Source organism: Methanosarcina sp. UBA289 (assembly GCA_002496565.1).
Taxonomy (GTDB): Archaea; Halobacteriota; Methanosarcinia; order Methanosarcinales; family Methanosarcinaceae; genus Methanosarcina.
Genome location: DAKJ01000017.1, coordinates 92,093 through 109,076 on the forward strand (window position 1 = coordinate 92,093; position 16,984 = coordinate 109,076).

9 protein-coding genes are annotated in these 16,984 nt (G+C 42.1%); 1 reads left to right on the forward strand and 8 read right to left on the reverse strand.

Going from position 1 to position 16,984, the window contains the following annotated elements; all coding sequences use genetic code 11:
* Nucleotides 1-218 precede the first annotated feature (218 nt).
* From BP549_RS06660 to BP549_RS06695, 8 genes are all read right to left on the reverse strand, one after another.
* Nucleotides 219-2,114 carry a uroporphyrinogen decarboxylase family protein gene (locus BP549_RS06660; RefSeq protein WP_292379243.1) on the reverse strand — a complete coding sequence of 632 codons (1,896 nt, stop codon included), beginning with the start codon at nucleotides 2,112-2,114 and terminating at the stop codon, nucleotides 219-221.
* Between the two features lie 828 nt (nucleotides 2,115-2,942).
* The gene (locus BP549_RS06665; protein WP_292374322.1) at nucleotides 2,943-3,716 is read right to left on the reverse strand and encodes a helix-turn-helix transcriptional regulator; all 774 of its coding nucleotides are present in this window, start codon (nucleotides 3,714-3,716) and stop codon (nucleotides 2,943-2,945) included.
* 648 nt (nucleotides 3,717-4,364) lie between these two features.
* Nucleotides 4,365-5,963: a TCP-1/cpn60 chaperonin family protein gene (locus BP549_RS06670; protein ID WP_292379245.1), complete on the reverse strand. Its 1,599-nt coding sequence runs from the start codon at nucleotides 5,961-5,963 to the stop codon at nucleotides 4,365-4,367.
* Between the two features lie 64 nt (nucleotides 5,964-6,027).
* On the reverse strand, nucleotides 6,028-7,962 hold the full coding sequence (locus BP549_RS06675; protein ID WP_292379247.1) for a hydantoinase/oxoprolinase family protein: 1,935 nt from the start codon (nucleotides 7,960-7,962) through the stop codon (nucleotides 6,028-6,030).
* Between the two features lie 650 nt (nucleotides 7,963-8,612).
* A complete protein-coding gene (locus BP549_RS06680) occupies nucleotides 8,613-10,517 on the reverse strand; it encodes a methyltransferase cognate corrinoid protein (protein ID WP_292379250.1) in 1,905 nt (634 codons plus the stop codon).
* A gap of 913 nt (nucleotides 10,518-11,430) precedes the next feature.
* Complete coding sequence (locus BP549_RS06685; protein ID WP_292379252.1) at nucleotides 11,431-12,231, reverse strand: helix-turn-helix transcriptional regulator; 801 nt, start codon at nucleotides 12,229-12,231, stop codon at nucleotides 11,431-11,433.
* Nucleotides 12,232-12,294: 63 nt separating this feature from the next.
* Nucleotides 12,295-14,403, reverse strand: coding sequence for a GAF domain-containing protein (locus BP549_RS06690; RefSeq protein WP_292372370.1), 2,109 nt, complete (start codon nucleotides 14,401-14,403; stop codon nucleotides 12,295-12,297).
* Nucleotides 14,404-14,541: 138 nt separating this feature from the next.
* Nucleotides 14,542-15,189, reverse strand: a complete 648-nt coding sequence (locus BP549_RS06695) for a PAS domain-containing protein (RefSeq protein ID WP_292379254.1) — start codon at nucleotides 15,187-15,189, stop codon at nucleotides 14,542-14,544.
* Nucleotides 15,190-15,881: 692 nt separating this feature from the next.
* Here BP549_RS06695 and mtaA point away from each other — a divergent pair.
* Nucleotides 15,882-16,919 carry a methylcobamide:CoM methyltransferase MtaA gene (gene mtaA, locus BP549_RS06700; protein WP_292379256.1) on the forward strand — a complete coding sequence of 346 codons (1,038 nt, stop codon included), beginning with the start codon at nucleotides 15,882-15,884 and terminating at the stop codon, nucleotides 16,917-16,919.
* The last annotated feature ends 65 nt before the right edge of the window (nucleotides 16,920-16,984 follow it).

Genomic DNA, 16,984 nt, shown 5'->3' on the forward strand with positions numbered 1-16,984 from the left:
CACAGGTTTAACTTAAAGTTCATGTGGAAATAGTGGAGATTTTCGTTGGACTTACTTCTAGAGATCTAAATTTTAATTAAGTTGGTACAAGTCTTATTCTTGACATATACGGGAAATTCCTGAAATGCAATTAAATAAAAGAAAGGACGGAATGTTTTGCCCGTCCTTTCAAGCAGCAATATTCACATTGCTTTTTTGACTGAATGACATCAACGGGTTTATCCGATGATCTTCTTAAAGAGTTCCGGACCTGTCTGTGCAGCGGTATAGGTCTGGGCGGCAACGGTGTCGCACGGGCCCTTTGGCGGCACTTCGCATCCAGTAGAGATCACATACTTGGACTGCATGCCATTCTCTTTGAGAGTGTTCAGGACGCTCTCCTGAAGGGCAACGGTGTCTGCCTTCATCTTCTGGATACCTTCGGGGCTGTTATCAAGGAAAACAACCGGGCTGACTTCACCTGCGAACATGACGTCTTTGCCATAGTTCTCAATAAGGTACTTGTGGTCCTTTGAACCTTTGTTTACCTTGTCGGGATAGAAGGTATAGCTGTAGTATTTGGTGTCCCACTTTTTGATCAGATCCCAGTGAGGAGCATCTGCACAGTTGTGGATAACCATTGGCTTGTTGTATTCCTTGTAGAGCGGGGCGAAGACATCCTGCATGACCTTACCTTCTGTCTTCATGTATTCATCTGCACTGAGAATGACATTGTTAGTCCAGAGCGTTGCCAGACAGAGATTGTCGGGCTGGGCTTCTTCGAACATCATCTTGGCCATTTCCTTGCAGTACTCTGTGGTCTTCTCGAGACCTTTGAGTACTACTTCAGGGTTTGTCCTGAGGTCGGAGAGGATACGGGTTGCTCCCATGATCTGGGTCAGGGCTACTAGTGGACCTTCGAAAAGGGCGGTGACAGGTGCGCCAATTTCCTTTGCCTTCTCAGTTGCAAGCTTATTGCCTTGGATCAGGTTGTAGGCACGGGTGCCTTCCTTGATTTCTGGGACTTCGATTTTCTCGTAGTCTTCAAGGTGGCCTGTAGCTGCAGGTGTGTCTTCTTCAGGGACTCTAATAGTTGCACCGAAGTCGCTTGCAACCACACAAAGGTCAGTAAGGCCGACGAAGTTGTCAATGTTGAAGTACTTGGTACCTGCAACTACACTGGCTGCATACTTCTCGGCTTTTGTGGAGTAATCTGCATAAGTGCAGGGCACAAACTTCCTAGAAAGACCACAGATGAGAGGTGCTATCGGGAGCCTGTCTACCTTCTTGTCCTGGAAAGCGGAGACGAACCTTTCCTTCTTGGTCATGGTCTCATTGAACTTGGGTACAACTGAATCGTACTCTGCGAGGATCTTCTCAGCTGTGACGAGTCCTATGTCGATTTCTTCCTTGGCACCCTTCTTTGCGAGAATTTCTTTGTACTTCATCTTGCTTGCTACAACTGCGGAATCGTTCCACGCATCGGCAGGAAGTGAGCTGACAAGAGAGGTAAGGGTATCGACCGCGCCGCTGGCGTCACGGGAGGTGCCGTCTGCTCCGATGGATTCTGCATATTCATTTGAAACAGGTGCACCGCCTACCATAACCACAAGAGAATCTCTTATACCTTCTTCCTGAAGCTGTTCGATAACAGTTTCCATTCCGCCCATTGTGGTGGTCATCAGGGTGCTCATGGAAATTGCTGCTGCTTTATTTTCTTTTGCAGCCTCTGCGAATTTTCCGAGTGGCACATCGACACCGAGATCGATCATATTGAATCCAGCTGCAGTCATCATTGTCTTAACGAGGTTCTTTCCTATATCGTGGACGTCTCCTTCAACAGTACCTATGATGACGTTCTGGGGACCAGCGCTTGCGTCGACCTTCATGTGAGGGGTCAAGATTTCCATTCCTGCATACATTGCATCGGCTGCAAGAAGAAGACTTGGCACGAATGCTTCTCCCTTTTCATACTGGTCACTGACAATGTTCATACCCTTTGCGAGGCCGTCAACGATTGCTTCATATGCGTCGAGTCCCTCGTCAAGAGCTTTCTGTGCAAATTCTTCTGCGAGGTCGTCATCTCCTTCGACGACAGCATCAGCTAAAGCGTTTAATATTTCTTCTTTTGCCATATTAAACCTCCATTTTTTAGGATTAGAAAGGTTCTGGAATCCCGTTTTTACTGCTTCAGGAAGGGTTACTTAAAGGTGGTTCCTTCCTCTATTTCCATAGATCTACTGATGTCTATCCAGCAGCTGTTTTCTCTAACCTGATGGTCTTTCTTCAGTGCGCCTGAAAAAAGCCTTTTTCATCTCTGGATCTTCATCTTTCTACTATGGTTTACATTTAGATATTATTCCCTCACTAATATATAGCATAGCCGATACCGTTTTTGTAAAATCTGTGAATATTAGTCCTGCTCTTATTTTTTGGCGTTTCTTTTTTTGTGCGTGTATTTATGTTTTTCAGGCATCTCATTTTTAGGATACTGCTATCTATGGCAGAGGGATTTTTCGGGAGAGGGTAGGAAGATTTGTAAAAGGGGCTTTTAGGTGAATCAGGAAAATTAGTTAACCAGGAAATTTTAGGGTAAAAGAAAATCGTTAAATGAAGGCTTTTTAGGAAATGAATGAGAAAAATCTGTTCTTGCCAAATAATCAGGCTCAAGTAAAATAGATACCTTCAAAATAACTCCACCTTGAAATATTTGGGGGTATTGTTTTTAGTGTACGAATCAATCTTATGGGGCATGGGATCAATTCTGTAATATAAAAAAGAAATTGATATAGTGAAATTAATAACACTAAAGAAGGGAAAACTTTCGATAGCATTGAAGTTTATGAATAATCTCGAAAAAGAGGAAAAAGTCGAATAAAACCAGGTGAAAACTATCTATTTTGAATTGTTGGCGGGACGCCATATCAGCTTCTGGTATTGCAATTGAATGCACAACTTTTTATTTAATTTACTTTTTCAGAAAGTCCTATGTAGTAATCAGCAAGTTCGTTTCCCCATTCAATAGCGCTACTGTTGAAGCTCATGATGTTTCTGTGGTCAAACTCCCCTTCCTTTCCGAAAAGTTTCAGCATCATAAATTCATTTGAAATTATGAAGGAAGAAGGCTTTATTTCTCCTCTGTAAATATAAAGTGAAACATTGTTTTTAAGCAGCAACCGATATTTATCTTTAAAATCATTCTTTAGTCTGAGGTACACCTTTTCATCCAAAATCAGATCTACTTCTGCCCCGTTCTCTGCACAGGTTGCCTGAATTGAGGGGCAATCAGGGCAAAAAAATGAGTAAAAGCTCCTTAACCTCTGGGACCTGAATAATATGCCTTTCAGATCTTTTGGAAATTCAAAGAGGTGATCAAGGTCAGGCTCATTCAGTTGACATTTTCCCAGCATGTACATTTTCTTTATCAGATGCTCAGGAATTGGTCTTCTGTCGTGCTTTGACCAGAAGTCCTTATTTCCCTCAAAGACCTGAAGAAGGTCAGTTAGGGGCAGCATTTTCTTACTAATTATTTCTCCGATGTCAGAGAGTTCATAAATGTCCCCTTTCTGGACAATCATATCCATATCTTTCAACTTTTTTAGCTGTGGCATTATGGATAATCCGCCCCCGTGAAGTCCTTTTTTGATCTCATCGACACTTTTTGGTCCTTTTGCCAATAAGATCAAAATTTCCTTTCGTTTTTCAGAAAAAAAGATCAAATCTACAAGTTCACTCATAATATCAACTTCCACCGTCGTAGTCGGGATAACTATTTAAACCAATTCCTTGCAGCATTAAGTCTTTTTTATACCGCAGCGATTAGAAATTGCACATAGGCCAATTAATACAGGAACCTTCAGGTTTTCTGTTTTCTGCAATCATATCCATATAATGCAGGTTTCAATAGTAAGACAACGACTCCAAATTATTTGGTATCGGGAGTTTCTCCTATCTCTGGGATTAACTCTATATAAATGACTCTATATAAATAGCTTTATATAAATATAATTGGCAGATTTTATACAAAGGCCTCTAGATTTTCAGAGGTCTTGGTTTTACATGTGGCCTACTTTTTTTCCATGTACATGTTTTTCAGGCCACTTCGATTTTCTGGGGCTTATTCTTTTTATCCAGTCTCAGAATTTTTTCCTTTGATAAAAAAGAAAGCCGTTGAGTAATAATCATTAAGCTAAGAGTACCTTAGAATCAAGCATTCTGAAAAGAAAAACACAAGTTTCCTTCATGAGAATCCTTGGACATTTACTTTTCAGGGGATACATTAAAAATGGCAAATTTGTGTCCCCCTGAAATGTATTTTATTTTTTATTTTTAGGAGGTAGATATCAATGCATTTGAGAGGGATTTGCATTGCTATCATCGTGATATCATTTTTTAGGGATAATTTCATCTATTCTGAGTACGTTTCTTGCTGTTTCCGTTGCTGCTATTATTGCAAGTTTTTTTACTGCTGCCGAATCGTATACCTGTGATCCTTTTTCGGTAACTTTTCCTGAAATGTCTATCCTGGCTTCAATTCCTTTTGAATATGCATTTCTCATCTGTACCAAAGCGTCGATTGCATTCATTCCCATATTACGCGCCAGAATGGTTGGAATTTTTTCAAGAGCATCTGCATAAGCCTGCACTGCAAGCTGTTTTTTACCGGTCTGTGTTGCTGCAAACAGCCTGAGCATATGTGCGAGCTCAAATTCGATTGCGCCTCCTCCGTTTACAATTTCCTTATTTTTGAGGAAGAAAGCCGCATTATTCAGGGCGTCGTCAACTGCTTCTTCAACCTTGTCAAGCCCGTATTTCACAGGTTCCCTTATTAAAATAGAAGCAATTGCCTTTTCTCTGACAGCAATAAACACAAAATTCTCCCCATTCTTCTTTTCAACCCTTATACTGTCTGCTTTACCAAGATCGTATGGGTGAATCTCATCCTGCTGGGTCATCAGAGTCGTGCCTGTAGCTTCTGCAAGCTTTTCGAGGTCTTTCATCTTCAGTTTCTTGAAAGCCAGGATATTATTGTCTCGAAGCAGGGTTTCTATATACGGATCAATGTCTCCCTCAGAAAATAGCACGTTTGCACCCGAACTTATGATTTTCCGGGCAATTTCCCCACACATTTTCTTTTTCCTCTCCTCAAACAGAAGTGCAGTGTTCACTGAATCCATTTTGAGGTTATGCTGGGGATTTAAGTATCCGCTCTTTATCTTGAGGTCATAATTTGTAATAAGAACTGCCGGATTTTCGAACGCTTTTGACATATCCTCTCTTGCAGGGTTTTCATCCAGAATCAGACCTTCAAGGGCAAAAACTTCGGTTCCGCCGGTTTTTTTGAGCACTTTTACGTTTCTGTTAAGGTCAATCCTTCCTGACTGCATTTCGTTCAAATGTTCAACAACTTTCAGGACGATATCAGTTACCGCTTCTGCCTGTTTTTTTTCAATACCTTTTCCTGTTGCCGAGCACAGAATTGTTGTCCGCACATCTTCTTCTGTTGCCTGCTTAACACTATACTGGATCATCTCGTACGTTTTTTTCAGGGCAAGCTCATATCCTTCTATAACGGTTGTTGGGTGTACACCTTGTCTTATCAGTCCGATTGCGTTTTTTATAAGATTGCTTGCGAAAATAACAGCAGTTTTTGTTCCGTCCCCGCAGGCTTTATCCATCGATTCGGCAAGCTTTTTGAGTGTGGTCACAATCGGGTGGAGCACATCCATTTCCTTTAAAATTACCTTGCCGTCGCTTGTGACAAAAATATCCCCTACAGGGTTTACTATTATCTTGTTCATGCCTTTTGGACCAAAAGACGAGCCCAGCAAATCATCGATTTCAGTCGCTGCTCGCTCAAGCTGGTCGATAAGCCCGTCTTCTTTTACAGGCTCGTCAATCAGGATTTTCTCTCGAACTGTTCGAGCAAGTTTTGCAATACCATCTTGGCTTTCAGGAGAAGTTGTTTTTAATTCGCTTGCCATCTTTTTTCCCCGATTGGTTGATTTTAAGGTCGATTTTGAGAATCCGAGTTGTAAAAATTCCTCTTCAGACCAGTTTTCCTGTTGTCCCTATGCCAGTTCCAATGAGGCGGGTTTCAAGAGGGGTTTTTCCCATGCTTCCCACGTCATTTTGTTTCAGATTGAACTCTACATTGTCCATTTCCAGACCGTGTTCATCCATGTATTCCAAGACCAGCCTGCGGCTGAGCTTGAGTCCATAATCAAGGGCCTTGTCGTAATCTTCAAAAACTTCTTTTCCGATCATAGAGAAAACCGAATACTCTTCCCCTCCTGCGGCATACGGACGAATAAGGACTTCAGTCCTGTGGATTATCTTTCCTGCAAGGGCTCCCACGGCATTTCCCACTTCATAGAATGCGGGAATCCGGATATCCGCATCTACAGCCTCATTAATCTCTTTCAGGTAAGCTTGTACAGGAGCTCCTACGAGCACCACCGGGACTTTTATATGGAATTTCAGAAAAGCCTCATTTTCGACCAGCTTTTCAAGATCCTCTTTTTTTACATCGTTCGCGAAGAAAGACACGAGTTCCAGAGTGAATTTTCTTACCACTTCGGCTTTAATGTGCACCGAAAATTCCTCTGCTCCTTTTTTCAGAGCCTTTCCAAGAATGCTTGCTCCTATAATAGAAGCTCTTTTATCCCATCTCAGGTATTCTCCAAGCACGTGAAGGGCATCGGTAGGAGTAAACCCTATCTGGGCCACATGCCTCTTTTTTATAAGGTTTTTCAGGGTTCCTGCAAACATAAGAGGGTGCTTTCCTGTCAGCTCAGAAAGCTCAAATACGGATCGGGGTTCTGTCCCAAGATGCTTGAGAATTACTTTTTCATCATCTTCGAGTTCTCCTGTCAGGAGTTCAGGGGAGTTTTCTCCGTTCCTTATGAAAAACGAGGTTGGCTGTATAATTTCATCCATTATGCGTTCATTTGGAGTTTCGATATTCTCCAACTTTTCCAGAAGGCCTGGGAATTCCGATGCTGCCAGGCAGAGAGGAATCACTCTTGCAGGTCCGAGATAGGTTTTTCTTTTGATCCAGACCAGGCTGTCTCCTCCAAGGGCTGAGGTTTCCATCCTGATCGCTTTTACCATGGTTTTCCAGTCCCCTACCTTTGCTCCCGAACTGCTTATCTCAGGGATACCTTCTGAAATCATGGAGATATCAGTGCTTGTCCCCCCTACGTCCACGGTCACACAGGTATCGAGACCAGTAAGGTGGGCAGCTCCTACAAGACTTGCCGCAGGGCCGGAAAAGATTGATTCTACAGGTTTTTGCAGGGCTTCTTCTATGCGGACCAGCGACCCATCGCATTTCATCATCATCAGGGTGCCCTTAATCTCCTTTTCATGCATTACGGTCTGGACGGAGTCAATGAACTGTTTGGTGACAGGAATAAGTTCTGCATTTAGGAGTGCGGTTACAGCTCTTTCATAAGCTCCGAGGCTCATAGAAAGCTCATGCCCGCAGACTACGGGCAGGCCAGTCATTTCCTGAACTACTTCTTTTACCTTAAGTTCATGTTCAGGATTCCGGACCCCAAAATACCCGGAAACTGCAAAAGCCGCTACTTTATTTTTTACCTGTTTTACGAAATCTCTTACGGTTTCCAGGTCTTCAAGAGGAGCGATTTCGTTTCCATTGGAATCATGCCCTCCCTGGATTGAAATCACGTAATGGCTGGCAAGCTTTTTGGGAATAGTATGCCCTATCAGGATCAACCCCGCAGGATATCCTTTGCCTTCCAGCGTAGTATTGGTAGCGAGTGTAGTCGAAACCGAAACAAATTTTATGCTTTTAAGGTATCTGGGATCCAGTCCTTCAATTGAATTTTTTATCCCCTTTATGAGGTCAGGATAAGTTGTAAGTGCTTTATTTGAATCGATAATGGTCCCATTTGACATATCCATGATGGCAGCATCGGTATACGTTCCTCCCGTATCAATACCCAGTCCCAGATACATTGTATTCCTCCTGTCAAGTTCTATGGCTGATTATCTCCTGTTTTCCGGATTTGACGCTTATACTCGCTTTCCTTGGATGATCCTGTCTCTTCAATCACAGAATATCCTGGTTCCGAAAGGCACAAACCTTTTTTTAAAAAATACTTGCAATCTGCATCGGTTTCACAATAAAAAGAGTGGACTTTCTCCACCCTTCAACTTCCTTTTCTCTTTTGCCTTTCTCAAAGCTCTTTTGCCTTTCTTGAAGGTTTTTCATTTTTTGAATATTTTCCTTTTGATTTAAGGGTTTTCCTATTTTCTTTGGGTTATTTTCGCTTTGAGGTTTTTTAATGAGTCTATCGGTTTTCCAGCTCTATTTTATTTATTTCCTTTATATAAAGATTGTTTTTAGGTAGTATATGCTGCAGATTACGTTTTTGGGTAACTTCGCTTTTCTTAAATGGAGGTTTATTATTGTACAATTCTTTAGAGGTAGAATAGGGTATTTTTTTGAAAATTAGGAGAATCAGGAGCGAATACACTCCTATTGGAGGTTCAAACTTATTTTCTATTCATCTCTTTTTTCAGTTTTTGTTTTTGAGATTTTTACAGTTGAGATTCAGGGATTGCCCTCAATCTTTTATTTTAAATTGAAATGGGGAGAGGTGGGTTCACCCCATAATCTTTTTCTGAAGTTCCGGGCCAATTTCCTTTACCGTGTTCACCATTGCCTGCACTGTGGTCAGCGGGCCACCTGGCGGGACTTCACATCCTGTAGACAACACATACTTGGACTGCAGCCCGTTTTCTTTGAGCAAAGGCAGCACATTTTCAAGCAAGGCTTTTGTATCGTCCTTTACCTTCTGCACACCGGCTGCCGAGCCATCCATGAACTCAACAGGATTTACTTCTCCCATCATACAGCAGATATCTCCGTACTTCGGGATAAGATCGGCATAGTTCTGGGACCCTTTTTCTCTGGACTTCTCATAGTAGGCATAGCTGTAGAGGGCTGTTCCGAACTTCCGGATCTGAGTCTCAAAGTGCACGGCGTCAGCGCAGTTGTGGATAATGTAGGGCTGGTTGTACTGCTTGAAGATTGGGATGTGCTGGTCATAGACAAACTTCCCATCAAACTTCCAGTAGTCCTCCTCGCTCATGATGACATTATTGGACCAGAGATTATCGATACATAGGGCATCACAGGCCCCTTCATTGAAGAAGAGTTCGGAAAGCTGGCAGATGTAGTCCGAACACTTCTGGACAGCTTCAAGAACAACATCCGGTTGGGTCTTCATATCCATTAGCACGCGGTCTGCACCCATAAGCTGAGTGAGGGTAAGCAATGGCCCCTCGTGGAAACCGATAAAAGGAGTGTTGAGTTCCTTGTTGAGTTTTTCCTTTGCCTGCTTTGAAGCCATAACGAGTTCATAACCACGGGTACCTTCCTTAAGCTCGGGAACTTCGATTTTCTCGTAGTCCTTAATGTGCCCTTCGGAAGATGGGGTGTCGTCTTCAGGGTATTTGATTTTGCATCCAAAGTCTGCAGATGTAGCTGAGAGGTCGGCGAGTCCTACGAACATATCAAGGTCAAGGTACTTACACCCAAGGAAAGCACTCTCAGTGAAGGCTTCGGCCTTTGTTGCATAATCCCTGTAGTTGACTCCGGCAAATTTTCTTAGGACTCCACAGGCAAGCGGGTAGACAGGTAGGCGGTCGACCTTCTTGTCGGACATCGCAGATATGGTCCTGTCGATATGAGTCATTTCCTCCTTGCTCTTTACGCCAATACTTTCGAATTCTTCTTTGATCCTGTTTGCAGTCTCAAGTCCAATATCGACCTTATCGGAAACTACTTTCTTTGCAAGGATTTCCCTGTACTTAATCTTCCCAAGGTTGATTCTCTCTTCACTCCATCTCGCATCCCTAGGATCAAGCTCTTTTACGGCTTCGGAGGCCCAGGCGCTTGCGTGCATTGCATCGGGGTGTGTGGAGTCAGCCCCAATTCCTGTGGCAAATTCATCCGAGACAGGCGCTCCTCCAACCATAACCTTGAGAGAGTCGCGGATACCTTCTTCCTGAAGGACTTCAACTACCTTTTCCATATTGGTCATAGTTGTGGTCATCAGGGCACTCATGGAGATAAGATCGGCTTTGTGCTCCTTTGCGGCTTCGATAAATTTCTCAATGGGAACATCTGCACCCAGGTCGATCATTTCGAACCCACCGGCACTGAGCATAGTTTTTACGAGGTTCTTCCCTATGTCGTGTACATCTCCTTCAATTGTTCCTATGATGCCTACGGACTGTACACCTTCCCCTTCGGTCTTCATTGCTGGAGTGAGGATGTCCATGCCTGCATACATTGCCCCAGAAGCCAGAAGCAAGTGGGGTACAAAGGCTTCTCCTTTTTCGTACTGGTCGCTTACGATCGCCATACCTCTTGCCAGGCCGTTAACGATTGCATTGTAAGGATCAAGTCCCTCATCCAGTACCTGCTGTGCCAGTTCTTCTGCAAGGTCGTCATCTCCATCGACGACAGCTTCCGCTAATTGGTTTAAGATATCTGCTGCCATAAAAAACTTCCAACATATTTTTATTATTATTATTATTATTATTATTCCCTTAATAAAAATAAACAGCCAGATCGGGAACTCACTCCTCCAGTAAGTTCCTGTATAACTGTTAACTTATACAGGTTTACATTAACTCCAAAACATATAACATAAACTCACAGATCTAATTAACGCGGTTAACATCTTTTCTGATGCTTAATTCGGTGAATTATGCTGATACTATAAATTTGCCAGATCTTTCAGGATCTTTGGATTTTGTTAACCCCTCAGATCTTATAATACTGCGCAGTTCTATGGATTTACCTGATTTTATGCAGGACCTTTACTTGATCAATGGCTCTTATCTGATCAAAGGCTTTGATCATCTCAGGTGAATCTTCAAGGTAAAACTTCAAAATAAGAGGAGATTATAATATTCTGGCAATTTAAGAGAGATGTTAAGGCTATTCTGTCAACTGAAAAGGAGATTTAAGGTTATTCTGTCAACTGAAAAGGAGATTTAAGGTTATTCTGTCAACTGAAAAGGAAATTTAAGGTTATTCTGCCAGCTTTGTTTCTTGAATAAGGTAAAGAACTGAAATATATAGCACTGAAGAAAATAAAAAAGTGAATTTTGGGTAACTTTAAAGTCAAAGTTCTCAAGTAGCTTTCTAACACTTGCTTACTGCAACAGGTTAAACTGTAAACTGATTTGAGTAAAACTGTAAACTGATTTGAGTAAAACTGTAATAACTGATTTGAGTAAAACTGTAAACTGATTTGAGTAAAACTGTAATAACTGATTAAGAATTAAATTGGAAATTGGTTAAAGATTAAGTAATAAGGCTGGAGTACTCGCATGCTTTGCAGATTATTATCACACGTTTTTTAAGTGTGTCGTAAAAATCTTTGAGAATTTATCTGCATTTGGTTTTCAGGCAATTTCACACTCAATCTCCTTTATTTCCTTTGAGTTTTTCATATAATGCAAAAAGAGGTCTTCTCCCCATTTCAGGGCGGTTTTTTCCAGACTCATCATTGCGTGGTTGTGATATATCCCATTCCTGTAGAAAAGGGAAAGAGCCATAAAATGATCTGTAACTACGCTTGAAGCTAACCTTATAGGGCAGTCGCAGACAAAGATTTTCGCGTTATCTCTTGTCAGATATTCCTGGAGGGATGTGCTATATTCCTTTTTCAGCCTTTCAAATATTGGTTTTGTAACTATAAGGGATATCTGGGTTCCTTTTTTGATAAGTTCGACATAGGTTGAAGGATAACCAGGGTTGAAATAGGAAGAGACTTCCATGACGTGAACTGAAGAGACCAGTTTTTCTTCTATTTTTTGGGGAATTTCATACATCCGATCGAGGTCGGGCTCTATGAATTCGCAGCTTCCCAGATCGTCAATTCGATCAAGGAGATCGACAGGAATTGCACTTATGTTATGGTTTTCCCAGTAATCCATATGTTCCGAAAACACTTCAAGAGTATTTAGCAGCGGCTTCATTTTTTTAACGACTACCTTCCCAATGTCCGAAAGTTTGTAAAGGTCGTCCTCATGAATGATAAGCCCCTGGCTAATGAGTATCTTAATCTGGGTCATGATCGCACTTGAGGTTACATTGAGGATATTTTTTATTTCATCAATATTTCTGGGTTCCTCCATCAATAGCAGAAGAAGATCTTTCCGTTTGTCCGAAAGAAAAAGAGTGCCCAATAGTTCCAGTTTCATTGTAAATCTCCAGCCACATCATCTGATGTTTTAATTCAGACTCTATTCATTGTGATTTCGGTTTCAGGATCTTTTTGGAAGCCTTACATGCATTCTGGTGCCTGAACCTTCTTCACTTTCTGCCCAGATTTCACCATTATGAGCGTTTACAATATTCTTACAAATATAGAACCCCGATTCAAGACCCTGGTACCTGCGAGTGAGGGAGTCGTCCACCTGGTAGATCCTGTGGAAAATATGAGGAATAAGCCTTTTCTGGATACCCGTTCCACTGTCTTTTACCGTAATATGGATATTTTCATCTTCTTCGACAACTTTTACTTCCAGGCTCCCGCCGGGGGGTGCGAATTTGATAGAGTTACTGATAAGGGTTGTAAAGAGTTCTGTCAGCTTGTTCTTGTCTCCCCTGATTGGGGGCAGGCTATGGGGCAGTTCACTTTTAAAATTCAAAGCTTTCTCATCGATCAGGAGGACCAAATTGAGATAGGCGTCTAAAATGATTTTCTTGAGCTCGACCTCGCCGAAAGAATATTCAATCTTTCCTGCCTGTTCCAGACTCATGTAAAGCAGCGAATCCACCATATGCCTCAATCGGTCTGAACTTGTAATAACCGAATCTATAGCTTTCTGCTGCTGGTCCTCAATTGCTTCCCAAGTTTCATAATCTATTATCTTACTGAAATCAAGTTTGAGATTGGGCAGGTTTTCAGTTACAAATTCCGCTTTTATCCTGTTAAGGGACCTTAACTCATCATTGGCTTTTGAGAGATCTTCAGAGTAAATTTTCAGGGCGTCTTCAAGCTGTTTTCTCTGGATAAGCTGCCACATTCCCTGCATCAGCAGAGTAAGCTGGCGGAGATCGGATTCATCGTATGGATCGTCCTTATTTCCTACACCTGCAACGGCAACAATCCTGTCCCCGTCAAATATGGGCACATTCATATGTCTTGTCAGTCTAACGTGATTCTCAGGATATCCTTTCTTCAGCGTGCTCGGAACTGTATAATCGTTTGTAATAATGGGTTTGCGCTGCCTGACTGCTTCTCCCCAAAGCCCTGTTGTTTTTATGGGATAGATGAAGCGTTTGTCTTCAATAGCGCATTCTTCCATAGCACTCTTTGACCAGGAATGCATAATCAGGGAGGTTTCGTAGGCATCCATGAATGCAAGGTATCCGAGTTTGCTTCCCGTAAGCCTGACTGCCTCTTCCCGTGCAAAGTCGGTGATCTCTTTTAAAGAGGCTCCTGTCATCTGGTTAAGTTTTACCAATGCTTCGAGCCGAGCCTCGTTAAGTTTCTGTGCAGCTTCGGCTTTCTTGCGCTCTGTGATATCCCTGGCAACCGAGAGAATTGTTTTCTTACCGTCGTAATCAATAATCCTGGCACTCACTTCCAGAGGGACAACAGTACCATCCTTGCAGACAGCTCCGGAGTTATAAACTCGAGAACCTTCACTCTGAATTTTTTTGAGATTATCTCGAACGGAGTCCCAGTATTCGGCAGGGATAATCTCTTCAGCTTCCATTTTCAGAATGTCTTCCTTGTCGTATCCAAGCCGGTCTACCACTGCCTGGTTTACGTCCATGTAGTTTGTCCCTTCAGGTTCGCGGATATACAGCTGGTCGTTGATGTTATTGAAGACAGTCCTGAACTTGTTCTCGGATTCTTTAAGGGTCTCTTCTGCCAGCTTGTGCTCCACTGTAATGGCTGCCATCTGAGCGCTTGTTTTCATGAACTCAAGGTCTTCTTTTTCAGGTCTATGCACTTCACCATAATACATGGAAAAAACGCCCAGAACCTCTCCGGAGGATGAAACTATGGGCTCTGACCAGCAGGCTTTCAACCCGACTTCCGAAGCCAGTTCTCTGTATTCGGTCCAGTAGGGGTGCTCCATCACGTTTTCTACTGTAACTCTCTTTTTCATGTACACTGCTGTTCCAAAGGAGGCAGCCCCAAAACCGATCTCGATTCCATTAGTCCTGTTTACGTAATAAGTAGGAAGGTTGGGAGCAACGCAGTAAAAAAGATGCCTTTTTTCCCGGTCAAGCAGCATAATCGAGCATATTGAGCCAGACCTGATACTTTCCACAGTTTGAATCAGAACCAGGAGAATTTCGTTTAAGGGAGCTCCAGACGCCAGTTTCTCTAGTACCTGGTTTTGCCCTCGGATCATTTCCTCGGCCAGCTTACGTTCGGTAATATCGAGGATAATGCCCTGGTAATTGACAATTTCTCCTTTTTCGTTCCTTTTTATGAGGGTTCTGTCGTCTATATATCTTACTTTTCCAGACTTTGTCAGAACCCGGTGCTCCTAGGTGCAGTCCTTATATCCTTCTATTGAGAATCTTGCCACTTCCGAGCGGATTCTTTCACGGTCGTCCGGATGTATCAGATCTTCAAAACGGATCTTCCCTGAAGTGAAATCTTCAGTGGTATATCCCAGCTTTGTGATATTTTCAGAAACAAATTCGACAGGCCAGTGTTCCTCCGGCTTACACAAAAATACGAATACCGGGCTGCTTTTTATAATATCTTCCAGTTCGTTCTTTTTTTCCAGAGTCCTTTGCATCGACTCTTCGACCTTTTTGCGCTGGGTAGTATCGCAAAGGATGCCCTGGTAATGGCTCACAAATCCGTCTTCATCTCTTCGAATACTGAGTTTTACTTCAACCCAGCGTGTTTCCCCTGAAGCTGTCAGTATCCTGTATTCCTGCGTTAGTTCTGTACATCCGTCTTTCAGGCATCTGGCTATTTCCGAATTTACCTTTTCAAGGTCTTCAGGGTGAATAATGTCAAGGTACTGGATTCTTCCGGATATTAAATCTTCAACCTGGTAGCCGAACTGACGGACATTTTCAGTGATAAGTTCTAGAGGCCAGCTCCCAGTTGATTTACATAAAAAAATAACTGCAGGGCTGCTATTTATAATTTCATCCACGTTTATATCCAATTGTCTCATCGGTTCATTTCCTACACTTGAATTCTAAAGATTATCGGATTGGTGAATTAATGGCACTGAGATACTGTAAGGCTTTCAGAGTGAATACATTCCATATTTTTTAATATAGTTTTAATTTCGGCAAGCTGAAATTCTGTAATTGCTTTTATAATTAGCCGGAAAAAATAACAACTTGATGGCCCGGAAAACTTCTGAGACTTAAAAATTTGATTATTCTGGAAAGATAAACCCTTTACAAATAAATAGAAGTACGGTTTATTTATCTTTTTCTATTTATTATTATATCAATAATTATTAATTTAAATTAATTTGTTTTTATAAGGTTAATATCATAACAAAATTATAGATTATTTTATCCCACTTCCGCAGGTGTACACAAGAATGCCATTAATTTTCTTTTGAAGAGTCGTGTTACCAACTTCTGTAAACATGACGCTAAGAAACCTCACTTTACAAAGAAGCAACGGTACAGAGGTTTAAACGAAATCAAAAAGATGTGAGGGTTCACTTCATCCCTATCTGAAGGACGGGTATTCGTGACCCTCTGCGCTCTCGAGGTAATAAAAATAGTCTCGTCACTTAAATCATTAATTTAAATATCATTATTTCATCTTTATACTATTCCTACTTTATACCAGAATTCAGATATGTCGTTAATTCCGATATTCATTTTTAGTCTTGGAGGTCTCCAGATGGAGCAAAGCTCGAAAAAAAGGTTAATAAATGTCCTTCAGGGAAAAGCTGTCGATAAAATTCCCTGTCTCTCTGTAACTCAGACTGGCACTGTTGAGCTGATGGATAGAACAGGGGCGGCCTGGCCAGCTGCACATTCCGATCCTGAAAAGATGGCAGATTTAGCTCTTGCAGGGCACGAAATTGCAGGGCTTGAGGCCATACGCTATCCTTACTGCCTGACCGTGCTTGCTGAAATTATGGGCTGTAATGTAAGAATGGGCACAAAAGATATCCAGCCTTCGGTTTTAACCCATCCTTTCTCAGACGGGCCTGAAAAACTTAAAATTCCGGAAATACTGCTCGAAAAGGGAAGAATTCCTGTTATCCTGAAAGCAACCGAAATCTTGAAAGCCCGCACAGAAAACGGAACTGATTATGAAGTCCCCCTTATTGCAGGAATGGAAGGTCCCCTGACGGTTTTTACACATCTTGCCGAAATAAAAAACTGCCTGATCTGGACTATAAAAAAACCCGACTATTTCGATGTATTTATGGAAACCTGCACTGAGATCTGTATAGAATACGCAAACGCACTTTTCGAGCACGGCGCAGATGTCGTTTGTATGCCAGATGGTGGAATAGTCGGCTCAAGAATGATGCCTCCTTCAGTCCTGGAATATTCTGTCAAACCCTTCTACAAAAGGTTCTGCAAGAAAGTGAAAGGCCCAAGAATTCTCCATATCTGCGGCGATATTGGGGATTCCTTGAAAACTCTCTCAGAATGTGGTTTCGATGCTATCAGTATTGAAGAAAAGGTTAGCATAAAAGCTGCAAAAGCGTCAATCGGAGACAAGGCAAGAGTTATTGGAAACATTTCCCCCTCACAAACCCTGCTCCTCGGAACTCCTGCTTCTGTGAAAGCCGAAGCAAAGCAATGTCTTTCAGAAGGCGTGGATATCCTCGCCCCAGGCTGTGGAATTGCTCCGAGAACCCCACTTGCAAATATCAGAGCGTTAGTGGAGGCAAGAGATGAATGGTATAATGAGAAGAATTGAACAAAAGCATGAGAAAGCGCAAAATTTAGAAAAATAAGACCGAGCAACCCGGTACAAAGAGACCG

What these genes read in the sequence shown, in the direction of transcription:
- BP549_RS06660 (WP_292379243.1), bottom strand. Translation starts at nt 2,114, where the DNA reads ATGGCAAAAGAAGAAATATTAAACGCTTTAGCTGATGCTGTCGTCGAA.
- BP549_RS06665 (WP_292374322.1), bottom strand. Translation starts at nt 3,716, where the DNA reads ATGAGTGAACTTGTAGATTTGATCTTTTTTTCTGAAAAACGAAAGGAA.
- BP549_RS06670 (WP_292379245.1), bottom strand. Translation starts at nt 5,963, where the DNA reads ATGGCAAGCGAATTAAAAACAACTTCTCCTGAAAGCCAAGATGGTATT.
- BP549_RS06675 (WP_292379247.1), bottom strand. Translation starts at nt 7,962, where the DNA reads ATGTATCTGGGACTGGGTATTGATACGGGAGGAACGTATACCGATGCT.
- BP549_RS06680 (WP_292379250.1), bottom strand. Translation starts at nt 10,517, where the DNA reads ATGGCAGCAGATATCTTAAACCAATTAGCGGAAGCTGTCGTCGATGGA.
- BP549_RS06685 (WP_292379252.1), bottom strand. Translation starts at nt 12,231, where the DNA reads ATGAAACTGGAACTATTGGGCACTCTTTTTCTTTCGGACAAACGGAAA.
- BP549_RS06690 (WP_292372370.1), bottom strand. Translation starts at nt 14,403, where the DNA reads ATGATCCGAGGGCAAAACCAGGTACTAGAGAAACTGGCGTCTGGAGCT.
- BP549_RS06695 (WP_292379254.1), bottom strand. Translation starts at nt 15,189, where the DNA reads ATGAGACAATTGGATATAAACGTGGATGAAATTATAAATAGCAGCCCT.
- mtaA (WP_292379256.1), top strand. Translation starts at nt 15,882, where the DNA reads ATGGAGCAAAGCTCGAAAAAAAGGTTAATAAATGTCCTTCAGGGAAAA.